Genomic DNA, 21891 nt, shown 5'->3' on the forward strand with positions numbered 1-21891 from the left:
GTCGCTGCGAGCGTAATGCGGGCCGGGCGGGCGACGCCGTACGGCGTGGCCTGAACGAGCGGCGCCCGGACCGCCCGCACCTCCTACGCTGAGGGCCGGTTGATCACCCGGCATCCCCCAAGGAGCGCACGTGAGCCGATCCTCGCAGCGACCCGCCAGACGCCGCCTCCTCGGCGGCCGCACCCGAGGCGGCCCCGCCCTCGGTCGCAGGGGCGTCCTCGCCACCGTCCCCGTCGCCCTCGCCGCCCTCCTCGCCACCGCCTCGCCCGCAGCGGCCGGCACCACGGGCGCCGCCGGCGCCGGCGATCCCTACTTCGCGCTCGCCGGCAACGGCGGCTACCACGTCCGCCACTACGATCTGACGCTGCGTTACGACACGCGCACCCGTCACCTCGACGGCCGGGCCGTCCTGACCGCCCGCGCCACCCAGCGCCTGACCCGCTTCGACCTCGACCTGAGCGGACTGACCGTCACCGGCCTCACCGTGGACCACGCCGAGGCCGCCCACCGGCGCGACGGCCAGGAACTCGTCGTGACGCCCCGCCACGCGCTGCGCAAGGGCCAGGAGTTCCGCGTCACCGTCACCTACCACGGCACCCCGAAGCCGGTCACCGACCCCGACGGCTCCCTCGACGGCTGGATCCCCACCGACGACGGGGCGTTCGTCGCCGGGGAGCCGCAGGGCGCCATGACCTGGTTCCCGGCGAACAACCACCCCACCGACAAGGCGTCGTACGACTTCACCCTCACCGTGCCGAAGGGGCGCACCGCCGTCGCCAACGGTGTCCTGCTCGGCACCCGCACCGCCGGCGGCACCACCACCTTCCGCTGGCACCAGGCCGAACCCATGGCCGCCTACCTGGCCACCGCCACCATCGGCGCCTTCCGGGTGCGGCAGTACACGACCCGCGACGGCATCCGGGTCTACGACGCCGTCGACCCCAGGGAGGCGGAGACGGCCGAGCCCGTGCTGCGGCAGCTTCCGGTGGTGCTCGCCTGGGGACGCGGCGTCTTCGGGCCCTACCCCTTCCGGGCCGCGGGCTCGATCGTGGACCGCGCGCCCGACGTCGGCTACGCGCTGGAGACCCAGACCCGGCCCGTGTACGACTCCGCACCCGACCTGGACACCCTCGTCCACGAGACGGCACACCAGTGGTTCGGCGACTCCGTCTCGCTCACCACCTGGAAGGACATCTGGCTCAACGAGGGCTTCGCCACCTACGCCGAGTGGCTCTACAGCGAGCAGCACGGCGGCCGCAGCGCCCAGCAGGCCTTCGACACGCTGTACGCCCGCCCGGCGGGCGACCCGCTGTGGGCGTATCCGCCCGCCGACCCCGGCAGCGGCGCCCGCATCTTCGGCACCCCCGTCTACGCGCGCGGCGCCATGGCCCTGCACGTCCTGCGCCGGGCCGTCGGCGACCGCACCTTCCTGCGGATCCTGCGGACCTGGGCGGCCGAGCACCGCGAGGGCCACGGGACGACCGCCGGCCTCATCGCCCTCGCCGAACGCCTGTCCGGCCGCGACCTGCGCGGACTGCTCCACACGTGGCTGTACACCCCGGGCAAACCCGTCCGGCCTTAGAACCGCCCGGCCGGCACCGGACCCCCTGATTTCCCGTGCGTCCCACGGGTACTCCGTCGGCCTGAACGGCGAAACAGGGAGGTCCTGCCATGCACGAAGGGGACGACCTGCCGGTGGTGCGCACGCTCGCCGAGCTCACCGACCTGGTCGACGACAACCGGCGGCTGTACGTCCGCTGGTCCAAGGGGCCGGGGACCGATCTCGGCAAGGTGTCCAGCACCGACGAGCTGACGGGCGTCCCCATGCCCGGCCTGTCCGCCAACCCGCTCGACGTCGAGCGCTGGTGGGAGGGCCGCCCGCTCCGGCTCTGGGTGGCCCGCCGGCTGTACGACTACGCCCATCTGCCCCACGAGAAGGGGCCCGGCATCCGGCCCTGGGTGCTGCAGGGCCACGAGACGGGACGCGGACCGGACAACGAGCCCCTGGTCGCCGACGTGCGTCCGCTGCGCTGGATCGATCAGTCCGTGATCGACGAGGCCCGCGCGGAGGTGGAGAACCAGCACAACGACTGGGGACCACTGGACCGCACGGGCCGCGGCCGGGGCTCCTGACCGGCACGGCACTCCGCCGGTCCGGGGAAGCGACCGGTCCGGGGAAGCGACCGGTCCGGGGAACCGACCGGGCCGGGAAGCGACCGGGCCGGGAAGCCACCGGGCCGTCCGCCCCGGGCCCGTGCCCGGGGCGGACGGCCCGCGTCGGCGGGGGCTCAGCCGGCTCCGAAGGTCGCCGGCGGGCCTACCCGCTCTTGCGGCTGCCCGCGCGGCGGCGCATCCGGCGGCGTTCGGTCTCGCTGGTGCCGCCCCAGACGCCGATCGCCTGGTCGGTGTCCAGCGCGAACCGCAGGCACGGCTCCTGCACCGGGCAATCCCGGCACACCGCCTTCGCCTGCTCGGTCTGAACCAGCGACGGGCCGGTGGTGCCGATCGGGAAGAACAGGTCGGGGTCCTCGTGGCGGCACGCGGCGTGCTCTCGCCAGTTGTCCATCAAAGTCACCTTCGATCGTGCATCGACGTCTTGCGTGGCCTTGCGGATGCATCACTCGCTGACGGGTCACCTGTCGATGCGGAGGTGAAACAACCCATTCTCCCGGCTTGTTGAGGCGATGGCTGTAAACGGTGCCCCGCAGTCAGCCGCGCAGCGCCTGTGCGGCGGTCGCGGCGACCGCGTCGGCGACGGCGGCCAGCGCGGGGGAGTCCAGCCGCCACTGCTGCCAGTACAGCGGGACGTCCACCGCCTGCCCGGGTGCCGGTTCCACCAGGCGCCCGGCCCGCAGCAGCGGCCTGGCCTGCGCCTCGGGCACCATGCCCCAGCCCAGCCCGGCGGCCACCGCCTCGGCGAACCCCTCCGACGTGGGCACGTGGTGCCGCAGCGCGCTCGCACCGCCGTCACCGTCGCGCAGCCGCCGTACGAAGGCGTCCTGGAAGTCGTCGCGCCGGTCGAAGACGATCACCGGTGCCTCGGCGAGGACGTCGGGCAGCGGAGCACCCGTCAGATACCGTGCGGCGAACTCCGGTGCCGCCACGGGCAGATACCGCATCCGGCCGAGGGCCCGCACCGAGCAGCCGGGCACCGGGTCGGGGGAGGAGGTCACCGCGGCCATCACCGCGCCGTCGCGCAGCAGCGTCGCCGTGTGGTCCTCGTCCTCACGGCGCAGTTCGAAGCAGAGCCGCAGCTCCCCGGGGACCCGGGTGAGCACGTCCAGGAACCAGGTGGCCAGCGAGTCCGCGTTCACCGCGATCGTCACCCGTACCGGCTCCCCGGTGCCGCTGAGCCCCAGCTCCGCGTGGGCGTCCCGCTCCAGCCGGGCCACCTGGCGGGCGAGCCGCACCAGCACCAGACCGGACTCGGTGGGCCGCACCGGCTTGGTGCGCAGCAGCAGCACCCGCCCGGTGCGCTGCTCGAGCGCCTTCACCCGCTGGCTGACCGCCGACGGCGTCACGTGCAGCGCGGCGGCCGCGGCGTCGAACGTGCCCTCGTCGACCACCGCCAGCAGGGTGCGCACCTGGTCGAGGGGGAGTTCGCCGATCATCGCACCTTCACATCGGCTAATGATACGTAAGAATCTTTAGCTGTACCTGGAATGTCTCCTTCCGTAGCGTCGGGGGCATGTCCAGCTCTCTCGCCGCCGCTGCCGCAGGCTTCGGCACCGGCCTGTCGCTCATCGTCGCCATCGGCGCCCAGAACGCCTTCGTCCTGCGTCAGGGCATCCGCCGGGACGCGGTCCTCGCCGTCGTCGGCATCTGCGCCCTGTCCGACGCCGTCCTCATCGCCCTCGGCGTGGGCGGCGTCGGCGCCCTGGTGGTGACCTGGCCGGGAGCGCTGACGGCGGTCGGCTGGATCGGCGGGGCGTTCCTGCTCTGCTACGGCGCCCTCGCCGCCCGGCGGGTACTGCGGCCGGGGACGCTGCAGGCCGCGGGGGAGGCGGCGGGCTCGCGCCGGCGGGCGGTGCTCACCTGCCTGGCGATGACCTGGCTCAACCCGCACGTCTACCTCGACACCGTCTTCCTGCTGGGCTCCGTCGCCGCCGGCCACGGCGCGCTGCGCTGGACGTTCGGCCTCGGCGCCGCCCTGGCCAGCGTGTGCTGGTTCGCCGCACTCGGCTTCGGAGCCCGCCTCCTCGGCCGCTTCCTCGCCCGCCCCGCCGCCTGGCGCGTCCTGGACGCCCTGGTCGCCGCCACCATGATCGTGCTCGGCGTGTCCCTGATCGCCCGGAGCTGAGCCGGCCCGGGAGAGGCGCACGGCCGGTGCCCGGCGAGGCGCACGGCCGGTGCCCGGCGAGGCGCACGGCCGGTGCTGCGATAGTGAACCCCGGACACGAAAGATGTAACGACCATCCAGGGACGTCGTGGACACGAGCGAGAGCAGCACCGAAGCGAAGCGGCACCCGTCGGCGGAAGCCGGCGGGGCATCACAGGAACCGGCCCCATCACAGGTACCGGCCCCTGAGGCGGGAGACGAGCGGCCGGGGGCCATCCACGAGGAAGCGGCCGACCGGCCGGCGTCCGCCCCGCGCACCGGCTGGCGCCGCTGGGCGATGGACACCCGGCCCCTGCGCCGCCCGGCGTACCGGCGGCTGTGGTCCTCGACCATCGTCACGGCCGTCGGCAGCCAGCTCACCGCCGTCGCCGTGCCCAAGCAGATCTACGACATCACCGGCTCCTCGGCCTGGGTCGGCTACGCCAGTCTCGCCGGCCTGGTGCCGATGGTGGTGTTCGCGCTGTGGGGCGGCGCGGTCGCCGACACCATGGACCGGCGCCGGCTGCTGCTGATCACCAACACCGGCATCGCCGTCACCTCGGTGCTGTTCTGGGCGCAGGCCGCGACCGGCCTGGACTCCGTCGCCGTGCTGATGGTCCTCCTCGCGGCCCAGCAGGCGTTCTTCGGGCTGAACTCGCCGGCCCGCAACGCCTCCATCGCCCGTCTGGTCCCCACCGGGGAACTGCCCGCCGCCAATGCGCTCGGCTCCACCGTCATGCAGACCGGGCTGGTCGCCGGGCCGCTCCTCGCGGGCGCGCTGATCCCGGTGATCGGGCTGCCGGAGCTGTACCTGATCGACGCGCTCGCCTTGTGCGTCACGCTGTGGGCGGTGTTCCGGCTGCCGGCGCTGCCGCCCCTCGGCGAGGCCGCGGCCCGCCGCGCGGGCGTACGGCAGATAGCGGAGGGCTTCCGCTACATCTCCGGGCACAAGGTGCTGCTGCTGTCCTTCCTCGCCGACATCGTGGCGATGGTCCTCGGCATGCCCCGCGCCCTGTTCCCCCAGCTCGCCGCCCAGACCTACGCGCCCTACGGCGAGGGGCTCGCCCTCGGCCTGCTGTTCGCCGCGATCCCGGTGGGCGCGGTGCTCGGCGGCCTGTTCTCCGGCACCTTCTCGCGGGCGCGCCGGCACGGCTGGATGGTGATCGGCGCGGTCGTCGGCTGGGGCGTGGCGATCAGCGGGTTCGGGCTCAGCGGCAACCTGTGGCTCGCGGTGGCGTTCCTGGCGGCCGCCGGCCTCGCCGACATGATCTCGATGGTCTTCCGCGGGGCCATCCTGCTGTCCGCGGCCACCGACGAGATGCGCGGACGCATGCAGGGGGTGTTCACCGTCGTGGTGGCGGGCGGCCCGCGTCTGGCCGACGTCCTGCACGGCACCGCCGGGTCGGCCTTCGGCCCTCGCGCGGCGGTGGCCGGCGGCGGCCTGCTCGTCGTCGCCGTCATGCTGCTCCTGGCGACGGTGATGCCGGCGCTGCGGAGGTACCGGATCTGAACGGGGCCACCGGATCGGATCCGGGCGGGCGGCGGACCCCCGGGGCGCGGGCAGGCGTCGGCCCCGCGCTCCCGGAGGGGCCGTGGGGTGCCGGCTAGCGGGTGCGGCGCATCGCGTACTGCTCCATCAGCTTGTTGCGGGTGCTCTCCAGCCGGTGTGCCAGGATCTCCGCGACGATCCGCATGAGCGACAGCCCCAGCGCCGGGTCTTCTTCGCACAGCCGCAGTACCGGCTGGGCGTGGAACTCGTAGGCGCGCACGGGGCTGAACGCCTCGGCGCCGAAGTCCCACTCGTACGGCGGGAAGAGCCAGGACCAGCCGAGGAGGTCGCCCGCGCCGAGGGAGGCGACGGTGACCCGCTGGATCGACGTGACCTGCTGGGTCAGGGAGACCGAACCGGAGCGGATGATCCAGAAGCGGTCGGCCCGCCCGCCCGCATGGAAGATCTGGGTGTCCTCCGCGAAGGACACCTCGTGGGCGAGTTCCATGAGGTGTCGGCGCTGGGGCGGGGGCAGGGCGGTCAGCAGTTTCGTCGCTTTGGTCATGGCACGGGGCTCCTCGCCGGCGATGCTTCCGGGGCTTTCCCTACGCCCATTTCAGCCGCTGGCGGGCCTGCGGGCACCTCGGCGGACGGCGGGTTTCCGCCGCGCGGCCCGGGCACCGGCCGGCGAGGGCATGAAAAAGCCCTGGCTGGACGGGGGAAACCAGCCAGGGCCGTAAAGGGTGGCGTACGGAGGACTTCGACGGTCGACCCCGTCACCACGTATGGATGAACCGTAAACCATCTGGGGGACGAAATCCCAGCCGGAAGCCGGTCACGTGACCCGTTTCACTTCGCCACCCGCACGGTCTCCAGCTCCGGGTCGCCCGGGTCGGGCAGGAACATCCCCGCCGCCAGCCCCGTCCGCAGATAGCGCAGCACCGGCTCGGTCAGCCGCTCGCCCGGCAGCACCGCCGGGATGCCGGGCGGGTACGGCGTGATCATCTCCGCCGCGATCCGCCCCGCGGCCTCGGCCACCGGCACGTCCTCCGCCGGGCCGAAGAACGCGTCGCGCGGCAGCCGCACCTGCTCCAGCCGCAGCTCCTGCGGCGAGGGCACGTCCACCGCGGGCGCCGGCCGCAGCTCGGGCGCCGCGGCGGCCAGGTCCTTCAGCGCGGCCAGCAGCACGCCCGTCGTCTCCCGGTCGTCCCCGTGGGTGATCTGCGCCCCGATCCGCCGGTGGTCCACCAGGTGCATCTCCACCTCGCGGTGCTCGCGCAGCCAGTCCGCCGCCCGGTAGCCGGTGATCCCGAGACCGGAGACGTCGATGATCGTGGGCAGCGGGTCGAAGTCGTCGGCGAGGCCCGGTCCGCAGAAGTCGTCCCGGTCGTTGACGTGCAGCCCCTCGATGTCCTCGATCGCGCCGCGCACCTCGGCGGCCAGCTCCAGCGCCCCGCCCATGATCTCGCGGCCGTGCAGCGCCATCTGCCGCCGCCAGCCGTCCAGGCCGGCGTAGATCAGCACCGACGGGCTCGTCGTGCCGAGCAGGTCGGACCGGTTCTTCAGCAGCTGCGGAGGCACCAGGTCGCCCTGCACATGGAAGACCGAGCCCTGCTCCAGCCCGCTGCCCATCTTGTGGATGCTCGTCACGCAGATGTCGGCGCCCGCGTCCATGGCCCACGACGGCAGGTCCGGATGGAAGGGCAGATGGGCGCCCCAGGCCTCGTCCACGATCAACGGCACCCCGTGCCCGTGGCACACCTCCGCGATGGCACGCAGGTCCGCGCAGGCCCCGTACGGGGTCGGCGAGGTGACCAGCGCGCCCTTGGCGTCCGGATGCGCGGCGAACGCCCGCGCGAAGTCCTCGGCCGCGGGCGGGTGCGCCAGATGGCGTTCGGCGTCCCAGCGGGGTTCCACCCACACGGGCTCGATCCCGGACACCACGAGCCCCGACACCACCGCCTTGTGCGCGTCCCGCCCGATCAGCAGCTTCTCGTGCGGACCGGCCACCGCGAGCATGGCCGCCTTCACGGACAGGGAGCTGCCGCAGGTGGTGAAGAAGGTGTGCTCGGCATGTACCGCGTCGGCCATCAGCTCCTCGGCCCGCTGCAGCACCTGCCCGCGCGTCAGCCGGTCGTCCAGCCCGCCGGTCGCCAGCACGTCACCGAGGAACACGGCGTCCCCCAGCACCTCCCGTACGGCCGGGTCGGCGCCGCGTGCCTGCTTGTGGCCGGGCGGGGTGAACGACAAACGGCCCCGGCGACGGTAGTCGACCAGGGCTTGGAGAACCGGTGCTCGGGTGTGATCAGCAGCCATGCGGGTGCGGGTTCCCCGCACCCGCCTCCGGCAACCAGGCCCACCCGGGTGACCGGTCCGCCCGGTCCCGGGCGGTCAGCGCTGTTCGGTATGGCTGCCGGGCCTGAGGATCTCGTCCAGCACCTGGAGCACCACCTCGTACGCCACCGTGCGCACCGCCGCATCGGGGGCCGCGTCGTCCGTGCCCGCACCGGTCTCCGGCTCTCCGGTCCCGCCCCTGGCCCGCCCGGCACGCGCCTCCTGCGCGGCATAGGCCCGGGCGCGCTGGATCCGGCGCAACAGCTCATCTGAGTCCACGACATCCGTCATGCCGTCCGACTACCCCCGCCGAACGGGTCAATGACCGGAACATGCCCGAAACGTCAGGTTTGCCGCGGCCGGGAGAGGTCAGCCGGACTACGAGGGCCTCACACGTCCCGGTGCCACCGGGGGATGCCGGGGGCCCAGGGCCATCAGGACATGGTCGGCAGCGGTCGCGTCGACGAGGCGTCGGGCCCGGCCCGGTCCGCCGCACGAGCCGACCGCGCGCACGATCCGGACCACCACGCAAATCGTGCAGACCACCACGGGGATCGTGCAGATCACGAAAACCATGCAGAGCACCACGACCACGCAGAGCACGAAGACCACGCAGATCACGACGCGGAACGCGCGGGAGCATTGTGAGGGAGCGAAAGGATGAGCGCGGAGTACGCCACCCCCCTGGACGTCGGGGACGCACCGTGCGAGCGGTGCGGTCCCTGCTGTCCGGCCGACGTCCGCGCGGCCGTCCGCAGCGCCGTCGACCGGCGCTGCCGGGACACCGGAGCGCGGTTCGACGAGGCGGCGCTGTCCGACGCGCTGCTCGTCGCCTCGGAGCTGACGTCCAACGCCATCCTGCACGGCGGCGGGGTCACCGGTTTCGCCGTGGACCTCGTGGCCGGAGGGGTGCGCGTGTCCGTCAGCGACCGCAGTCGCCGGCTGCCCGTGACCGAGGCGCCGCGCGACGCCGAGGGACGGCGCAGGGTCGGCGGCCGCGGCTGGCCGATCGTGTGCCGACTGTCGCGGGACGTGCACGTCACGGACCTGCCCGCGGGCGGGAAGCGGATCACGGCCGAGGTCCCCGTCTACTGACTCCGAGCGCCTCGCCGAGCGCCGACTGCTGGGCGAAGTGTTCCCTGCCCTTGTTCCGCGCGCTTCCGGACGTCCCCCTTCCGAGCGGTTTCCGCAGCTCAATTCATTCGCTGTGTTTGCTGCGGGGAGGGAGGGGCACACGCAATTTCGTGCTTCGGACCGGAGGCGCGTCAGCGGGAGCGGTACAGCTGCCCGGGGCCTGACGGCGAACCGGCGGCACCCTCACCCTCCCGCGGTAAGTCCCTGAAACCACCTGTTCAGGAGCAAATCCGCATCATGCTGAGCGACATGTCGACAAGCCGACCTGGCACGGACGTCCGACCCACCTCGTCCCCCGGGCGGTCGCACGACGACGCCCCCGACACCGCAGAGGCGTTCGCCCGCCTCGCCGCGCTGGAGGACGGCCCCGAGCGCGAGGCCCTGCGCGACGAGCTCGTCACCGCCTGGCTGCCCATGGCCCACCGCATCGCCGGCCGCTTCCGCGACCGCGGCGAATCGCTGGAGGACCTGCGCCAGGTGGCCGCACTGGGCCTGGTGAAGGCCATCGACCGTTACGACCCTAGCCGCGGCGCCTTCGAGAGTTACGCCGTGCCGACCATCACCGGTGAGGTCAAACGGCACTTCCGCGACCGCATGTGGGCCCTGCGCGTCCCCCGGCGCGTGCAGGAGCTGCGCAACAAGGTACGGATCGCCCGCCGCGACCTCACCCAGAACCCCGGCTCCCCGGAGCCCTCCGTCGCGGATATCGCCGCGCACACCGGACTGACCGAGGACGAGGTCAACGCCGGGCTCGAGGCGCTGGACAGCTTCAGCACGCTGTCGCTGGACGCGGAGGTGTCGGCCGACGACGACGGCTACAGCCTCGCCGACACGCTCGGCGCGCCGGACGGCTCCTACGACATCGTCATCGACCGCGAGTCCGCCAAGGAGGGCCTGCGCCATCTGCCGGAACGTGAACGCGCCATCCTGTACATGCGATTCTTCGAGGACATGACACAGAGCCGGATCGCCGACCAGCTCGGCATCTCCCAGATGCACGTCTCCCGCTTGATCAGCCGCAGCTGTGCCCGGGTGCGCGAGGAGGCCATGGGCCGCCGGCCGCGCCGTCCCGGTTCCTCACCGCGCCGCGGCTGAGACACCGCCGGCACCCCACGACGTCGTACGCCTTCCGGGCTCCGCACCGCACCAGCGGAGGCCGGGAGGCGTACGACGTCGTGCCGTCGTGTCCGGGCGGCCGGCACACCGCCCGCGGCGCCGGCCGCCCGGGGGCGGTGTGCCGGAGCGAAGTCGGGGCATCCGGGAGTCCGGGAGGCGAGCATGAACACATATGCCATGGGGCGGGGCGGCCGTGCCGAGGCCGAACGGATGGCCCGGGGGACGGTGACCGAGAGCGCGGCGCGTGCCGGACTGGCCGCGCGGGGCGTGATCTACCTGCTGGTCGGCGCGCTGGCGCTGCAGATCTCCTTCGGCGACGGCGGCCACCAGGCGGACCGCGGAGGCGCCCTCGCCGAGCTGTCACGGCAGCCGCTCGGTTCCGTGCTGCTGTGGGCGCTGGGCGTCGGCCTCGCCGGGATGGCCCTGTGGCGGCTGTCCGAGGCGGTCTTCGGATCGGCCGGCGCGGACGGGCGCTCGGCCAAGAAGCGGCTCCTGGCGGTGGTCCGCTGCGTGTTCTACTGCTGCGTCGCCTACTCCGTGCTGTCGTTCGCGGCCGGGTCGGGCGGCGGCGGGTCCAGCGACCGGCAGTCCCGCGACGTCACCGCCCGGGTGCTCGATCTGCCGGCCGGCCAGTGGCTGGTCGGCGTGGCCGGGGCCGGGATCGCCGTCGCCGGCGTGTGGATCGGCGTGGCGGCCGCCCGGCGCACCTACCGCAAGCAGCTGCGGCAGGCCGCCATGCCGCGGTGGGGCCGCCGGCTCACCGACGTCACCGGTGTGGGAGGCGGCGTCGCGCGCGGCCTGGTCTTCACCGCCGCCGGTGCCTTCGCCGTACGTGCGGCCGTCGACACCGACCCGGGGCGGGCCAAGGGGCTCGACGACACGCTCCGCTCCTTCGCCGGGACCCCGCTCGGACCCTGGCTGCTCACGCTGGTGGCGGCCGGTCTCGTCCTGTTCGGCGTGTTCTCCTTCGCACTGGCCCGCTGGCGGCGCGTCTGAGCGGCGCGGGCCGGGGAACCCGGGGGACATGGACGACTCAGACCTCCCGCCGGACGAGCGCCCCGTGGACGTCTACCTCGACCTGCTGCGGTTCAGGATGGACACCGACGACTTCCAGCTGCTGCTCAGCGTGGTGGAGCCCGTGCTGCGGGCCATCGAGGAGCAGCGGTTCGGAGGCATGGAGCTGGTGGTGGACTGCGAGCGCGCCGAGGGCCTGCCGCAGACCATCCGCGACGAGGCGGCCCTCGTCATCGCCACCGCCGTGACCGGCCGCCTGGACAACCAGGTCGTCGAGATCGACGTGGAGGGCACCGGCCCGGTCCGCGTCGTCACGGACGCGGACACCGCCTCCGACCCGAACAGCCTCGACCGGATCGCGGGCTACCTCCAGGAACGCCGCCACACCGACCAGGAACTCCGCGGCATCGCCGAGGCAAGCGGCCTGCCCACCGACTTCTGACCCCGGCCCCAGCGGGTCCGCTGCCGCGCGCCACCGGTCGGCCTCGCGGCGGGCCGGCAGGCGCCCGGCCGGCCGGGCCTGCGGCCGAGGCCTGCACCTGGCACGCTTCCGCCCGCGGGCACCTTGCGCGCGCTCGTCGTGCCGACGCAGGCTGCCGCCAGCCGGCTTGCGGCGGCCGCCGATGCCTGCCCGGCCGAACCTGTGGCCGGCGCGCGTGCGCCTGTCTGGCCGCGTTCGCCCGCGGGTGCCCTGGGCGCGCTTGTCAGGCCGACGCTTGCTGCCGCTGGTCCGCCTTGCGGTGGCCGCTGACGCCCCGGCCGAGCCTGCGGCCGGCGGGCGTGCGCCTGTGCGGCCGGTTCATCCACGGTCGACCGCCGGGCGCGCGTCGGCCCGACGTCAGGCGAGCCGGACGGGCGGATGCCGGGGTGAGGCAGACAAGGCCGCCGAACCGTCGTCCCGCCCGGCACACGTCACGCCCGCAGGCTCCGCCTGCGGGCGCCCCGCGCGCGCTCGTCAGACCGACGTCAGCTGCCGCCAGTCGGCCTTGCAGCAGGTGCTGACGCCTGCCCGGGGGGAGCCTGAGGTCGGCGGGCGTGTGCCTGCCCGGCTGCTTCAGCCACGCTCGACCGCCGCGCGCGCGTCGGCGCGGCGTCAGGCGAGCCGGACGGACCGAGGCCGACAGGCCGCCGAGCCGTCGTCCCGTCCCGCTTACCTCACTTCGCCGGTTCCGCTCGTGGGGCGCCCAGTGGGCGGGCCAGGCCCACGACTGCCTCGTCCAGGCGTTGCAGGTGCCGCAGCACGCGGTCGGTGATGCGGCCGTAGCGCGGTGTGCCGGGGTCGCCGGGCTGGAGCAGCGCGGCGAGGCTCGGCCCCGTCTGCACCTTCCCGGCCGCCTCACCGTCGGTGACATGCGCCGCGATGGTGCGGATGTTGTCCAGGATGCGCTGCCCCGCCCCGCGCAGCCGCGGGTCCGCCGCGATGGCCGGATGTGTGGGGAGCAGTTCCGCCATGGCCGCGAGCGAGCGCGCGTGGTACGCGCACGTCTCCAGCAGCGCCACCACATAGCGCGCGGTGTCGCGCCGTGAGCGCAGGGGCGTGACCGGGTGGGTCAGCGGCTGCGTCGCCGCACTGAGGTCCGCCAGCGCCTGGTCCAGGTCGCGCGCGAGGTCCAGCAGCTCCACCGCGGGGCCGCCGCTGAGCTGGTCCACGGCCCGCTCGGTGACGTCGGCCAGCCGCTCCAGCACCGTCCCCAGCAGTTCGTCCGTACGCCGGCCCGTGTGCACCGGCAGCACCAGCGCCGCCGCGATCACCCCGCAGGCCGCGCCCAGCGCCGTCTCCTCCACGCGCAGCACCAGCACGGAGGCGCTGTAGGTGTGCAGCAGCGTGTAGAGCAGCCCCAGCGCGGCCGTCACGAAGAACGACATCAGCGTGTACGACAGCGGCGCGGTGTAGAACATCGCGAACACGAACAGCAGCACCAGCGCGAACGCCGTCCATGTGTGGTGCCCGACCAGCCCCGCCAGCGCGATGCCCGCCACCACGCCGAGCACGGTGCCCACCAGCCGCCGGTAGCCCTTGACCAGGATCTCCCCGGTGGAGGAGGTGTTGATGAAGACGATCCAGCAGGTGAGCACCGCCCAGTACCAGCGCTGCGCGGACAGGAACTCCCCGCCGACGATGGCGAGCGACGACCCGACCGCGACCTGCACGGCCGCCCGGGTGGTGGGCCGCTTCAGCCCGGCGAGCTGCTCCTCCTCTTCCCGCTCGCCCTCCTCCGCGCTGCCGATCGCGGCATCCTCGGCGTCCAGCTCCTCGCGGGAGCGGGTGGTGGCGGGGGAGTCGTCGGACTCGTCCTGCGGCCCGTCCAGCGCGACCCGCAGACCCATCACCGCGCGGGCCGTCTCGCCGATGCCGCGGAAGACGTCCTGCACGGCGGTCGCCGCCTCCGGCAGGTTCTCCTCGTCGCGGTAGCCGAGCAGCCGGTTGCGCACCTGCGCGAGCCCGGTGCCGCGGGCCGCCGCGGCCGGCTGCAGCACCAGCATCCGCAGCGCCTGCAGATCGCGGCGCAGCGCGCCGGTCGCCTCGTCCCGCACCGGCAGATGCCCGCCGGTGGGCAGCGTGGCGCCCGGCAGGTGGAGCGTGAGGGTGTCGGCGCGCTCGGCGCTGCGCGCGGTGAGCAACAGCAGCCCGAGGCGTTCGGCGGCGATCTCGGCGTCCGCGATGCGCCGCTGCACCAGCCGGGCCACGGCCTCGTCGGAGGTGCCCTCCTCCAGGCGCCCCTGGATCATCATCGCCGTCTCGTGCAGCCGCCCCGTGCCCTCGCGGACCTCCTCCAGGGCCTTGTCGATGTCCTCGGGCCCGGCGTCCAGCAGTTCCACCTGGGCCGCCAGCAGCTGGGCGAGGCGGGCCCGGAACGCCTGCCGGAGCCGTTCCAGGATCCAGGTGGGCCCGGTCGGCACCACCGCGAACCGCATCAGCGCGCTCGCGGCGAACGCGATCGCCACCACCCCGCACAGTTCGGGCAGGGTCTCGGAGGTGGCGCCCACGAACAGGGACAGGAAGTACACCTGGAACGCGATCAGACCGAGCGCGGTGCCCCGGTCCCCGAACCGCCGTGCGTAGACCGCGCAGAAGATGAGGACGACGAAGAAGATGTCACCGGCCACTCTCAGCGAGGTCAGCACGGCCCCCAGCGACAGCGACACCAGCGCCATGGGCAGCCCCAGCGCCAGCGTCACCGCCTGCTGTGTGCGCTGCTTCTCCCGGATGGCGAACGTCGCGACCATCGCCGCGATGGCCCCGGCCACCAGGTGCTTGACCGGGGCGCCGAGCACGCCGAGCACGGCCAGCGTCAGGGCGATCGCGCCGGCCGTCCTGAGGCCGGCGACCAGCCGCAGCAGCCCCGGGTCGGACGCCGCGAGCGCGTCCCTCAGTCGTGTCCGGCCCGTCCGTCCCGCTGCACTCACGCCGCCGTGTCACTCCGCTCAGAAGGTCGTGGCTTACGGCCCTCAGCATGCCATGACGTGCGCGAACACGGTGCACCGCCTCACTGCCCGGACGTCTGGGCCCCCTCCACGCGCTCCCGCACCTGTTCCGGCGTCAGATACGTGTCGGTGTACTCGAAGTCCTTCAGCTTGGCCGGGCGGCGCGCCTGGAAGCCGGTGCGCACGAAGTCGTCGCCGGCGACCGCGTTGAGGGTCCAGTTGGTCAGCACCCGCGCCTTGGCGACGCCGGTGCGCAGCGCCGACCAGTGGTAGCCGCGGGCCACGGCCTGCGCGGGCACGCCCCGCAGTTCGATGCCGAGCGGCTTGGACACCGCGTCCTTGCCGCCGAGGTCGACGACGAGACCGAGGTCCTTGTGCTCGTAGGGCCGCATCGCGTGCCCGCGCAGGGTGGCGATGACGTTGTCGGCGACGACCTTGCCCTGCCGCATGGCGTGCTGCGCGGTCGGCGGGCACACCGCGTCGTCGCCCTTGGCGAGGTCCGGCACGGCCGCCGAGTCGCCGAGCGCGAACACCCCGTCGTGGCCGGGCAGGTTCATCTCGGCGTTCACCGCCAGCCGCCCGCGCACGGTCTCCGCGCCGAGGGTGGCGATGAGCGGGCTGGCGACGACACCGGCCGTCCAGATCAGGGTGTGCGTGGGGACCACCCGGCCGTCGGTGAAGGTGACCTCGGTCGGGCCCGCCTTGTCGATGGAGACCCCGAGCGAGATCTCGATGCCGCGCTTGCGGAGGATCTCCTGGGCGCTGCGGCCGAGTTTGTCGCCGAGCTCGGGCATCAGCTTCGGGGCGACGTCGATGAGGTGCCAGCGGATCAGCTTCGGGTCCAGGCGCGGGTAGCGCTTGACCGCGTTGCAGGTGAGCCGCTGCAGGCAGGCCGCGGTCTCGGTGCCGGCGTACCCGCCGCCGACGACCACGAACTGCAGGCGCGCGGCGCGCTCGGCCGGGTCGTGGCTGGCGTCGGCGAGGTCCAGCTGGGAGATGACGTGGTCGCGGATGTAGGCGGCCTCGGCGAGCGTCTTCATCCCGAAGGCGTTGTCGGTCAGCCCGGGGATGTCGAAGGTGCGGGTCACGCTGCCGGGAGCGAGCACGATGTAGTCGTAGCTCTCGTTGACGATCTCGTCGGTGATCGTGCGGATCACGCACACCTTGGACTTCAGGTCGACGCCGATCGCGCCGCCCGGGATGATCCGGGTGCGGTACTTGCGGCTGCGGCGCAGCGACAGGGCGATGGACTGCGGGGTGAGCACTCCGGAGGCGACCTGGGGGAGCAGCGGCAGATAGAGCTGATAGGAGAACGGTGTCACCAGGGTGAGATCGGCCTCGCCGGGGGAGAGCCTGCGCTCCAGGCGCCGTACGCACTCCACTCCCGCGAAGCCCGCGCCCACCACCAGGATCCTGGGTCGTGTCACGATGGTCTTCCCTTCTGCGGCTCCGGGCGGTTGATCGACGCCTGTGCGGGTGCCCGCCGGATCGCTGCTTCGCACCTCATCGATCCCACCGTGTTCGCGGCCGGCGCGCCAGTCGGGTGCGGCAGGCAGACGAACCCGCGACAGCCCCAGTCTGCTCCTTCCCGCCGCCCAGGGAGCCGTTTCCGCGGGATTGACCGCAGGTCAGCCCGGCGCGGGGAGCCTTCGCACGGGCGCGGGAGGGGCCGGGGAGCCGTATCGCACCCGCGCGCGGGCGCCCGGCGGAGCGAGCCGGAAGAAAATCCCGACAGCGCACGCGCGCGTGCGTCAGAGCGCCGCCGCGAGGTGACACAGCAGCAGGCAGACGTCGTCGTCGCGTTCCGAGTCGCTCAGCAGCGGCGGCAGGATGCGGTCGGCGGCGCCGTTCAGGTCGCGCTCCAGCTCGTGCGCGGGGAACGCGCCGAGCGCGTCGGCCAGCCGGCCGATGCCCGGGTCTATGCCCTGCGCCCGCCGCTCCACCAGGCCGTCGGTGTACAGCGCCAGTGTCGAACCGGGCTCCAGCGGCACGGTGTGGTCGGCGATCTCCTGCTCCAGCGGGATGCCGAGCATCGCGCCGGGCTTGTCGTCCAGGGTGCGCACCCGCCCGTCCGGGCCGCGCAGCACGGGCGGCGGATGACCCGCGGCCGCCCACGTCAGGCTCGCCTCCGCGGGGTGGAACCGGGCGATGACCGCCGTCGCGTACAGATCGGGCTGCAGATGGTGCAGGAAGCGGTGCAGCCGGGTCAGCAGCCGGCCGGGGCTGCTGCCGTCCACGGCGTAGGCCCGCAGCGCGGTGCGCAGCTGGCTCATCATCACCGCCGCGTGCAGCCCGTGCCCGGTGACGTCCCCGACGACGGTGATCAGCGCGCCGTCGGGCTGCAGGAACGCGTCGTACCAGTCACCGCCGATGTTCAGCCCGTACGTGGCCGGCAGATAGCGTGCCGCGAGCCGCAGCCCCGGCGTCACGGGCAGCTCGGTGAGCAGGGCCCGCTGCAGGGTCTCGGCGATGTCCCGGTTGTGCTCGAAGCGGCGGGCGTTGTCGATCGCCGTGCTCGCGCGGCGGAACAGCTCGATCAGCATCACCGCGTCGTCCGGGTCCCAGCGCTCCCCGGGCGGCGACAGCGTCACCACGCCCAGCGGCGCCCGCCGGGCCGACAGCGGCACGCACAGCAGCGGCCGCAGCGGATCCAGCGCGGAGGGCGGCTGGTCGTCCACACCGGGCAGCCCGCCGGGATGGTCGGCGGCGTACTGCGGCCGCCCGGTGCGCGCGGCGACCACCGCCGCGGCCGGATGCGCCACCGGCGGGGACCCGGGCGCGCGCTCGCCCTCCCCGTCGAACAGCCATACGTCGACGCTGCGGGCGTACTCCGGGACCAGCAGCCGCGGCAGCCGGCGCACGATCTCCTCGTGGTTGAGGGAGGCCGTCAGCTCCGCGCTCGCGTCGGCCAGGAACCGCAGCCGGCGCCGCGCCCGCTCCGCTTCCTCCCGGGCCGCGCGTTCCGCCGCGAACGCCTCGCGCTGCGCCCGCCCGGCCGCGTCCAGCTCCGCGTGCAACGCCAGCACGCCCTGGTTGGTCTGGTGCAGCTCCTCCCGGTGGAAGGCGACCAGGTCCTCCTGCTCGGCGAGTTTGCCGAGCACCAGCGCGGTGTCCTCGTCGGCGCCCAGCAGCGCCTCCGCGAACAGCTCACCGTCGTCCGGCACGCCGGCCACGCCGGTGCCGTCCCCGGGCTCCGGGCAGGGCACGGACGTCCGCCACGGCCCCTCGCCGGCACTGTCCGTGTCCGGCGCGGGCTCCACGACGGCGTGCAGCAGGCCCTCGGCCGCGTCCGGCTCCAGGGTGAGGCGCCAGGTGCCGCCCTTGGTCAGGCACTGCCGCAGCCGCCCGCTCAGGGCCGCCGCGAGCCGGGTGCGGTCCAGCGCGGACACGCCGTGCGCGGCCGCCACCCGGGCGGTGGCGATCCGCGCGCGGGCCGCGTCGGTGACCGAGTCGATCTGCCAGGTACGGATCATGGACGCTCCGGCGGGTTCGGCGCGAGCACGGCCACGGCCGTGTCGTCGCGCACCGGGCGGGCGCTGCTGCTCGCGTCACGGACCGTCACGGCGGCGACGACCGCGGGATCGGCCGCCAGCAGGGCCGGGTCGGCGGGCGGCACCCACCGGCTGGGCAGACCGTCGCTGTGCAGGATCAGCACCCGGTCCGCCGACCACGGCAGCAGGGTCTCGGCCAGCGTGGCCGGCCGGTGCACGCCCACGATGCCGGGCCGGGACAGCAGGGCACGCCAGCCGTCGCCGTCGCGCAGCCGCGCCCCGATGTTGCCCACGCCCGCGAACCGGAGCCGGGCCGCGCCCGTCTCCAGCTGGGCCAGCGCCACGGCCGCGCCGCGGGTGCCGGACAGTTCGCCGTGCATCCGGCGCAGCAGCTCGGGCGGCGGCAGGTGCGCCGAGCGGTGCAGCTCGCGCACCGCGGCGGCCGACGCCCGGGCCGCCTCGGGGCCGTGGCCGAGCCCGTCGGCCAGCATCAGCGTGAGCCGGTCCCCGGAGCGCGCCCACGCCCAGGCGTCACCGGAGAAGTCCGCCCCGGCGAACGGCACGACGACGCCGCCGGCCCGGGCCGTCGGGGCGTCCGGGACGTCCTCGTGGGCGAGCGCGGGCGCGGGCCGGGCGGGCCCGACGCGGGCCAGCGCCACCGTGCCGCGGCCGGGCACGCTGTACAGGTCGAAGTCGTCGGCGACCCGCCGGCAGGTGCCGAGGCCCGCGCCGAGCGAGTGCGTCGTGGAGAAGCCGTCGCGCAGCGCCGCGGGCACGTCGGCGATGCCCGGGCCGTGGTCGACAGCGGCGATCTGCACCACGCCCGCCTCCTCGGCCGCGGCCGGCCGGCCCGGCGGCGGAACCACGTCGACCAGCAGCAGGCCGCCGCCCGCGTGCTTGAGCAGATTGGTGGCCAGCTCGGTCGCCACCAGCGCCACGGCGGCCGTCCGCCGCTCGTCCAGTCCGGCGAGCGCGGCCGCGCCCTCCGCCGCGACCCGGGCGTCGCGCACCCGCGTCGAGTCCTGGACCGGCACGTCCCACACGCGGGCCATCAGCGCTCCTCACGCGGCAGGGGCGTACGGACCGCCCAGGACGTCACGGTGACCGTGGTGCCGGCGCCCGGGGTGCTGTCGATGGCGAACTCGTGCACCAGCCGGCGCGCCCCGCCCAGCCCCATGCCGAGCCCGTCCCCGGAGGTGTAGCCGTCGGTCAGCGCCCGTTCCAGGTCGGGAATGCCCGGTCCCTGGTCGGTGAAGGTGAGCCGCAGACCCCGCACGTTCCCCCTGTACACGGGCGCGGTGTGCACCTCGCCGCCACCGCCGTGGACCAGTGTGTTGCGAGCCAGTTCGCTCGCGGCGGTCACCAGCTTGGTCTGGTCCACCAGGCCGAAGCCGATCTGCGCGGCGGCCTGGCGGATGTGCTGGCGCACCCAGACCAGATCCATGTCCGACCGGATCGGCAGACGGGCCTCGACACCCGCAGCCGTCTCCATCAACGGCTCCCCGGCAGGGGGCCGTCGGGCCCGGTCAGCTTCTCCAGCGCGGCCTGCGTGGTCAGCGCGGTGCGCAGCCCCGGCAGCGTCAGCCCGAGCTCCACCAGCGTGATCGCGACGGCGGGCCGCATCCCGGCGACCACCGTCTGCGCGGCGAGCAGCCGGGCGTTCTCGGCGATCTCGGCCAGCACCCGCCCGAGGAAGGAGTCGACGATCTCGACACCGGACAGGTCGATGACGACCCCGGCGACCGGGCTGCGCGAGATCGCCTCGGTGATGTCCTGCAGCAGCTGCTGGGCCATGCTGTCGTAGAGGTCCCCCTGCAGCGTGACCAGGAGGACGTCACCGAGCCGGAGCACCGGTACGTGCCCCGCGCCCATCGGATGCGAAAAACCCTCGGTCACCGCGGACCCGCACCGCCGGGCTTCGGGCCGGTGATGCCGACGCCCAGCTCCTCCAGGGCGTAGGCCAGCGCGTCGGCGAGGGAGGCCCGCGTCTTCACCGAGCCGAGGTCCAGGCCGAGGTGGACGATGGTCTGCGCGATGGCCGGACGGATGCCGGAGACCACGCACTCGGCGCCCATCAGCCCGGCCGCCTGCACCGTCTTCATCAGGTGCTGCGCCACCAGCGTGTCCACGGTGGCCACACCGGTGATGTCCAGGATGGCGAAGCGGGCCTTCTGCTCGACGATCGCTTCCAGCAGCGTCTCCATCACGACCTGGCTGCGGGCGCTGTCGAGCGTGCCGATCAGGGGAACGGCGACCACGCCGTTCCACAGCCGGATCACGGGCGTCGCCACCTCCAGCAGCTGCAGCCGCTGACGGTCGATCAGCGCCTGGCCCTCCAGCACCGCGGTCTCCATGACGACCAGCCGGAGCGTGCCCAGCAGCACGATCAGCGCGTCGGAGCGCTCCCGCACCCGGTCCGCGGGCGCCTCGGCCAGGTCGCTCAGCAGCAGCTCCACGGCGGCCGGGCGCAGCCCGTCGACCTCGTTGGAGATCTGCGCCGGGCTCAGGCCCGTGCGGGCCCGTGCGGCGCCCATCCGGCCGAGCTGCTCGCGTACGGCGGCGAAGCCCGGGGAGTCGAGGGAGGAGACCCGCTCGGAGGCGGCCACCTCGGCCAGCGCGTCCACCACCGCCTTGCCCGCCTCCACCGCCTCGTCGCGCGAGACGGTGAACACGGTGCGGAACAGCGGCTCGTCGGCCCACCGCTGGGCGATCTGCTCACGGCGGCGGCGCAGGAACGCCGCGACATCCCGTGCGGGCGAGCCGTGGTCGGCTGGCGCTTCGTGCTCCGGCACGTGTGTCACTCCTCATCTGCGGTGCGTCGCCGGTGCCTTGGAAAGGCCACGAGACGGCGATGTGATCTCTGCCGGGCGCCCACTGTAACCATCCCGGGACGGTGGACGACACCGGGTCACGGCCATTGAACCCCGACGCGGCAGGGCGGTTGACCGCCCGTGCGACAGGCGGCGGACACCGGAACCCGTGTTCGGGGGCCGCCGCGCCCGGATGCGCACAGCCCGACGGCCCCGGCGGCGGCGCGGCCGCCCCGGGGTGAGAACTTTCACAGGCGGATCCGGCCGGCGGCCCGGCCGGATCCGTGCCCCGTCAAGCCTGGGGCGTCTCCGCCTCCTCGGCGTCCTCGCGGCCCTTGTCGATCAGCGCCAGCGCGCCCTCCACGGACTCCGAGATCGGCACCGTGATGCTCACGCCGGTCAGGTCGAGCACCCGCCGCACCGCCGGGGTGGGCGCGATCACGTGGACGGTCCCCGGCAGGTCACGGGCCTCCTGGTAGACGCGCAGGATGATGTTCATGCCCGAGGAGTCCATGAACGGCACCGCGGACAGATCCAGGAGGAAGTGCCGGCGGCCGTGATGCAGCTGGTTGGCCAGGTGCGCCTGGAACTCCGTGGCCGTGTCGAGGTCCAGATGCCCCTCGACCACGACCAGGGCGACGTCCTCGCGGGGCAGGGTGACCTCGACGGACAGCGGATTCTGGGCAAGGGGCACGGGTACCTCCAACAAGAGCGGGCGGCCGGGTCGGGCGGGCCGGCGGGTGCCGGTGCACCCGCCGG

The 21891-nt window shown here is 74.1% G+C and carries 21 protein-coding genes; 8 read left to right on the plus strand and 13 right to left on the minus strand.

Going from position 1 to position 21891, the window contains the following annotated elements; genetic code table 11:
* Positions 1-130: 130 nt before the first annotated feature.
* Both ACF1AL_RS26360 and ACF1AL_RS26365 read left to right on the plus strand, forming a co-directional pair.
* On the plus strand, positions 131-1582 hold the full coding sequence (locus ACF1AL_RS26360; protein WP_391705736.1) for a M1 family metallopeptidase: 1452 nt from the start codon (positions 131-133) through the stop codon (positions 1580-1582).
* 89 nt (positions 1583-1671) lie between these two features.
* Positions 1672-2133: a DUF6098 family protein gene (locus tag ACF1AL_RS26365; RefSeq protein ID WP_384202892.1), complete on the plus strand. Its 462-nt coding sequence runs from the start codon at positions 1672-1674 to the stop codon at positions 2131-2133.
* A 184-nt stretch (positions 2134-2317) separates the two neighbouring features.
* Here ACF1AL_RS26365 and ACF1AL_RS26370 read toward each other — a convergent pair whose 3' ends face one another.
* Both ACF1AL_RS26370 and ACF1AL_RS26375 read right to left on the minus strand, forming a co-directional pair.
* Entirely contained in the window at positions 2318-2566 is a 249-nt protein-coding gene (locus ACF1AL_RS26370) for a WhiB family transcriptional regulator (RefSeq protein WP_366841767.1), read from the minus strand.
* Positions 2567-2708: 142 nt separating this feature from the next.
* Complete coding sequence (locus tag ACF1AL_RS26375) at positions 2709-3611, minus strand: LysR family transcriptional regulator ArgP (protein WP_384202898.1); 903 nt, start codon at positions 3609-3611, stop codon at positions 2709-2711.
* Positions 3612-3688: 77 nt separating this feature from the next.
* Between ACF1AL_RS26375 and ACF1AL_RS26380 the strand changes: the two genes are divergently transcribed.
* Complete coding sequence (locus tag ACF1AL_RS26380) at positions 3689-4300, plus strand: LysE/ArgO family amino acid transporter (RefSeq protein ID WP_391661260.1); 612 nt, start codon at positions 3689-3691, stop codon at positions 4298-4300.
* 127 nt (positions 4301-4427) lie between these two features.
* Positions 4428-5828 (plus strand): MFS transporter, encoded by a 1401-nt coding sequence (locus tag ACF1AL_RS26385; RefSeq protein ID WP_391827653.1) that lies wholly within the window; start codon positions 4428-4430, stop codon positions 5826-5828.
* A gap of 94 nt (positions 5829-5922) precedes the next feature.
* Here ACF1AL_RS26385 and ACF1AL_RS26390 read toward each other — a convergent pair whose 3' ends face one another.
* From ACF1AL_RS26390 to ACF1AL_RS26400, 3 genes are all read right to left on the minus strand, one after another.
* Positions 5923-6372 carry a cyclic nucleotide-binding domain-containing protein gene (locus ACF1AL_RS26390; protein WP_391705748.1) on the minus strand — a complete coding sequence of 150 codons (450 nt, stop codon included), beginning with the start codon at positions 6370-6372 and terminating at the stop codon, positions 5923-5925.
* Between the two features lie 284 nt (positions 6373-6656).
* On the minus strand, positions 6657-8123 hold the full coding sequence (locus ACF1AL_RS26395) for an aminotransferase class I/II-fold pyridoxal phosphate-dependent enzyme (protein WP_391827655.1): 1467 nt from the start codon (positions 8121-8123) through the stop codon (positions 6657-6659).
* A gap of 75 nt (positions 8124-8198) precedes the next feature.
* A complete protein-coding gene (locus ACF1AL_RS26400; RefSeq protein WP_391661257.1) occupies positions 8199-8432 on the minus strand; it encodes a hypothetical protein in 234 nt (77 codons plus the stop codon).
* A gap of 369 nt (positions 8433-8801) precedes the next feature.
* Between ACF1AL_RS26400 and ACF1AL_RS26405 the strand changes: the two genes are divergently transcribed.
* The 4 genes from ACF1AL_RS26405 (at position 8802) to ACF1AL_RS26420 (ending at position 11847) form a co-directional block, all read left to right on the plus strand.
* Positions 8802-9236, plus strand: coding sequence for an ATP-binding protein (locus tag ACF1AL_RS26405; protein ID WP_384202911.1), 435 nt, complete (start codon positions 8802-8804; stop codon positions 9234-9236).
* 276 nt (positions 9237-9512) lie between these two features.
* Positions 9513-10370, plus strand: a complete 858-nt coding sequence (locus ACF1AL_RS26410; RefSeq protein ID WP_391661256.1) for a SigB/SigF/SigG family RNA polymerase sigma factor — start codon at positions 9513-9515, stop codon at positions 10368-10370.
* Positions 10371-10553: 183 nt separating this feature from the next.
* Complete coding sequence (locus ACF1AL_RS26415) at positions 10554-11387, plus strand: DUF1206 domain-containing protein (RefSeq protein WP_366841758.1); 834 nt, start codon at positions 10554-10556, stop codon at positions 11385-11387.
* 28 nt (positions 11388-11415) lie between these two features.
* A complete protein-coding gene (locus ACF1AL_RS26420) occupies positions 11416-11847 on the plus strand; it encodes a hypothetical protein (protein WP_366841757.1) in 432 nt (143 codons plus the stop codon).
* A 713-nt stretch (positions 11848-12560) separates the two neighbouring features.
* On the opposite strand, the gene ACF1AL_RS26425 is transcribed toward ACF1AL_RS26420, so the two are convergent.
* The 8 genes from ACF1AL_RS26425 to ACF1AL_RS26460 all read right to left on the minus strand — a co-directional run bounded on the left by ACF1AL_RS26425 (position 12561) and on the right by ACF1AL_RS26460 (position 21826).
* Positions 12561-14813, minus strand: coding sequence for an FUSC family protein (locus tag ACF1AL_RS26425; protein ID WP_391820215.1), 2253 nt, complete (start codon positions 14811-14813; stop codon positions 12561-12563).
* 80 nt (positions 14814-14893) lie between these two features.
* Positions 14894-16261, minus strand: coding sequence for an NAD(P)/FAD-dependent oxidoreductase (locus ACF1AL_RS26430; protein ID WP_366841768.1), 1368 nt, complete (start codon positions 16259-16261; stop codon positions 14894-14896).
* A gap of 321 nt (positions 16262-16582) precedes the next feature.
* A complete protein-coding gene (locus ACF1AL_RS26435; RefSeq protein ID WP_391820214.1) occupies positions 16583-18304 on the minus strand; it encodes a PP2C family protein-serine/threonine phosphatase in 1722 nt (573 codons plus the stop codon).
* Positions 18301-19374, minus strand: a complete 1074-nt coding sequence (locus ACF1AL_RS26440; protein WP_391705766.1) for a SpoIIE family protein phosphatase — start codon at positions 19372-19374, stop codon at positions 18301-18303. The genes ACF1AL_RS26435 and ACF1AL_RS26440 overlap by 4 nt, the downstream gene beginning before the upstream one ends.
* Positions 19374-19814: an anti-sigma regulatory factor gene (locus ACF1AL_RS26445; RefSeq protein ID WP_384202924.1), complete on the minus strand. Its 441-nt coding sequence runs from the start codon at positions 19812-19814 to the stop codon at positions 19374-19376. Before ACF1AL_RS26445 ends, ACF1AL_RS26440 begins: the two co-directional genes overlap by 1 nt.
* Complete coding sequence (locus ACF1AL_RS26450) at positions 19814-20194, minus strand: STAS domain-containing protein (protein WP_384202927.1); 381 nt, start codon at positions 20192-20194, stop codon at positions 19814-19816. The genes ACF1AL_RS26445 and ACF1AL_RS26450 overlap by 1 nt, the downstream gene beginning before the upstream one ends.
* A 20-nt stretch (positions 20195-20214) precedes the next feature.
* On the minus strand, positions 20215-21114 hold the full coding sequence (locus tag ACF1AL_RS26455; RefSeq protein ID WP_391705769.1) for an STAS domain-containing protein: 900 nt from the start codon (positions 21112-21114) through the stop codon (positions 20215-20217).
* A 310-nt stretch (positions 21115-21424) separates the two neighbouring features.
* Positions 21425-21826 (minus strand): STAS domain-containing protein, encoded by a 402-nt coding sequence (locus ACF1AL_RS26460; RefSeq protein ID WP_391820213.1) that lies wholly within the window; start codon positions 21824-21826, stop codon positions 21425-21427.
* Between the last annotated feature and the right edge of the window lie 65 nt (positions 21827-21891).

The sequence above is a fragment of the Streptomyces sp. NPDC014801 genome (assembly GCF_043082085.1).
Classification (GTDB): domain Bacteria; phylum Actinomycetota; class Actinomycetes; order Streptomycetales; family Streptomycetaceae; genus Streptomyces.

What these genes read in the sequence shown, in the direction of transcription:
- ACF1AL_RS26415 (WP_366841758.1), top strand. Translation starts at nt 10,554, where the DNA reads ATGAACACATATGCCATGGGGCGGGGCGGCCGTGCCGAGGCCGAACGG.
- ACF1AL_RS26405 (WP_384202911.1), top strand. Translation starts at nt 8,802, where the DNA reads ATGAGCGCGGAGTACGCCACCCCCCTGGACGTCGGGGACGCACCGTGC.
- ACF1AL_RS26380 (WP_391661260.1), top strand. Translation starts at nt 3,689, where the DNA reads ATGTCCAGCTCTCTCGCCGCCGCTGCCGCAGGCTTCGGCACCGGCCTG.
- ACF1AL_RS26395 (WP_391827655.1), bottom strand. Translation starts at nt 8,123, where the DNA reads ATGGCTGCTGATCACACCCGAGCACCGGTTCTCCAAGCCCTGGTCGAC.
- ACF1AL_RS26365 (WP_384202892.1), top strand. Translation starts at nt 1,672, where the DNA reads ATGCACGAAGGGGACGACCTGCCGGTGGTGCGCACGCTCGCCGAGCTC.
- ACF1AL_RS26400 (WP_391661257.1), bottom strand. Translation starts at nt 8,432, where the DNA reads ATGACGGATGTCGTGGACTCAGATGAGCTGTTGCGCCGGATCCAGCGC.
- ACF1AL_RS26450 (WP_384202927.1), bottom strand. Translation starts at nt 20,194, where the DNA reads ATGGGCGCGGGGCACGTACCGGTGCTCCGGCTCGGTGACGTCCTCCTG.
- ACF1AL_RS26410 (WP_391661256.1), top strand. Translation starts at nt 9,513, where the DNA reads ATGCTGAGCGACATGTCGACAAGCCGACCTGGCACGGACGTCCGACCC.
- ACF1AL_RS26445 (WP_384202924.1), bottom strand. Translation starts at nt 19,814, where the DNA reads ATGGAGACGGCTGCGGGTGTCGAGGCCCGTCTGCCGATCCGGTCGGAC.
- ACF1AL_RS26370 (WP_366841767.1), bottom strand. Translation starts at nt 2,566, where the DNA reads ATGGACAACTGGCGAGAGCACGCCGCGTGCCGCCACGAGGACCCCGAC.
- ACF1AL_RS26390 (WP_391705748.1), bottom strand. Translation starts at nt 6,372, where the DNA reads ATGACCAAAGCGACGAAACTGCTGACCGCCCTGCCCCCGCCCCAGCGC.
- ACF1AL_RS26440 (WP_391705766.1), bottom strand. Translation starts at nt 19,374, where the DNA reads ATGGCCCGCGTGTGGGACGTGCCGGTCCAGGACTCGACGCGGGTGCGC.
- ACF1AL_RS26420 (WP_366841757.1), top strand. Translation starts at nt 11,416, where the DNA reads ATGGACGACTCAGACCTCCCGCCGGACGAGCGCCCCGTGGACGTCTAC.
- ACF1AL_RS26435 (WP_391820214.1), bottom strand. Translation starts at nt 18,304, where the DNA reads ATGATCCGTACCTGGCAGATCGACTCGGTCACCGACGCGGCCCGCGCG.
- ACF1AL_RS26375 (WP_384202898.1), bottom strand. Translation starts at nt 3,611, where the DNA reads ATGATCGGCGAACTCCCCCTCGACCAGGTGCGCACCCTGCTGGCGGTG.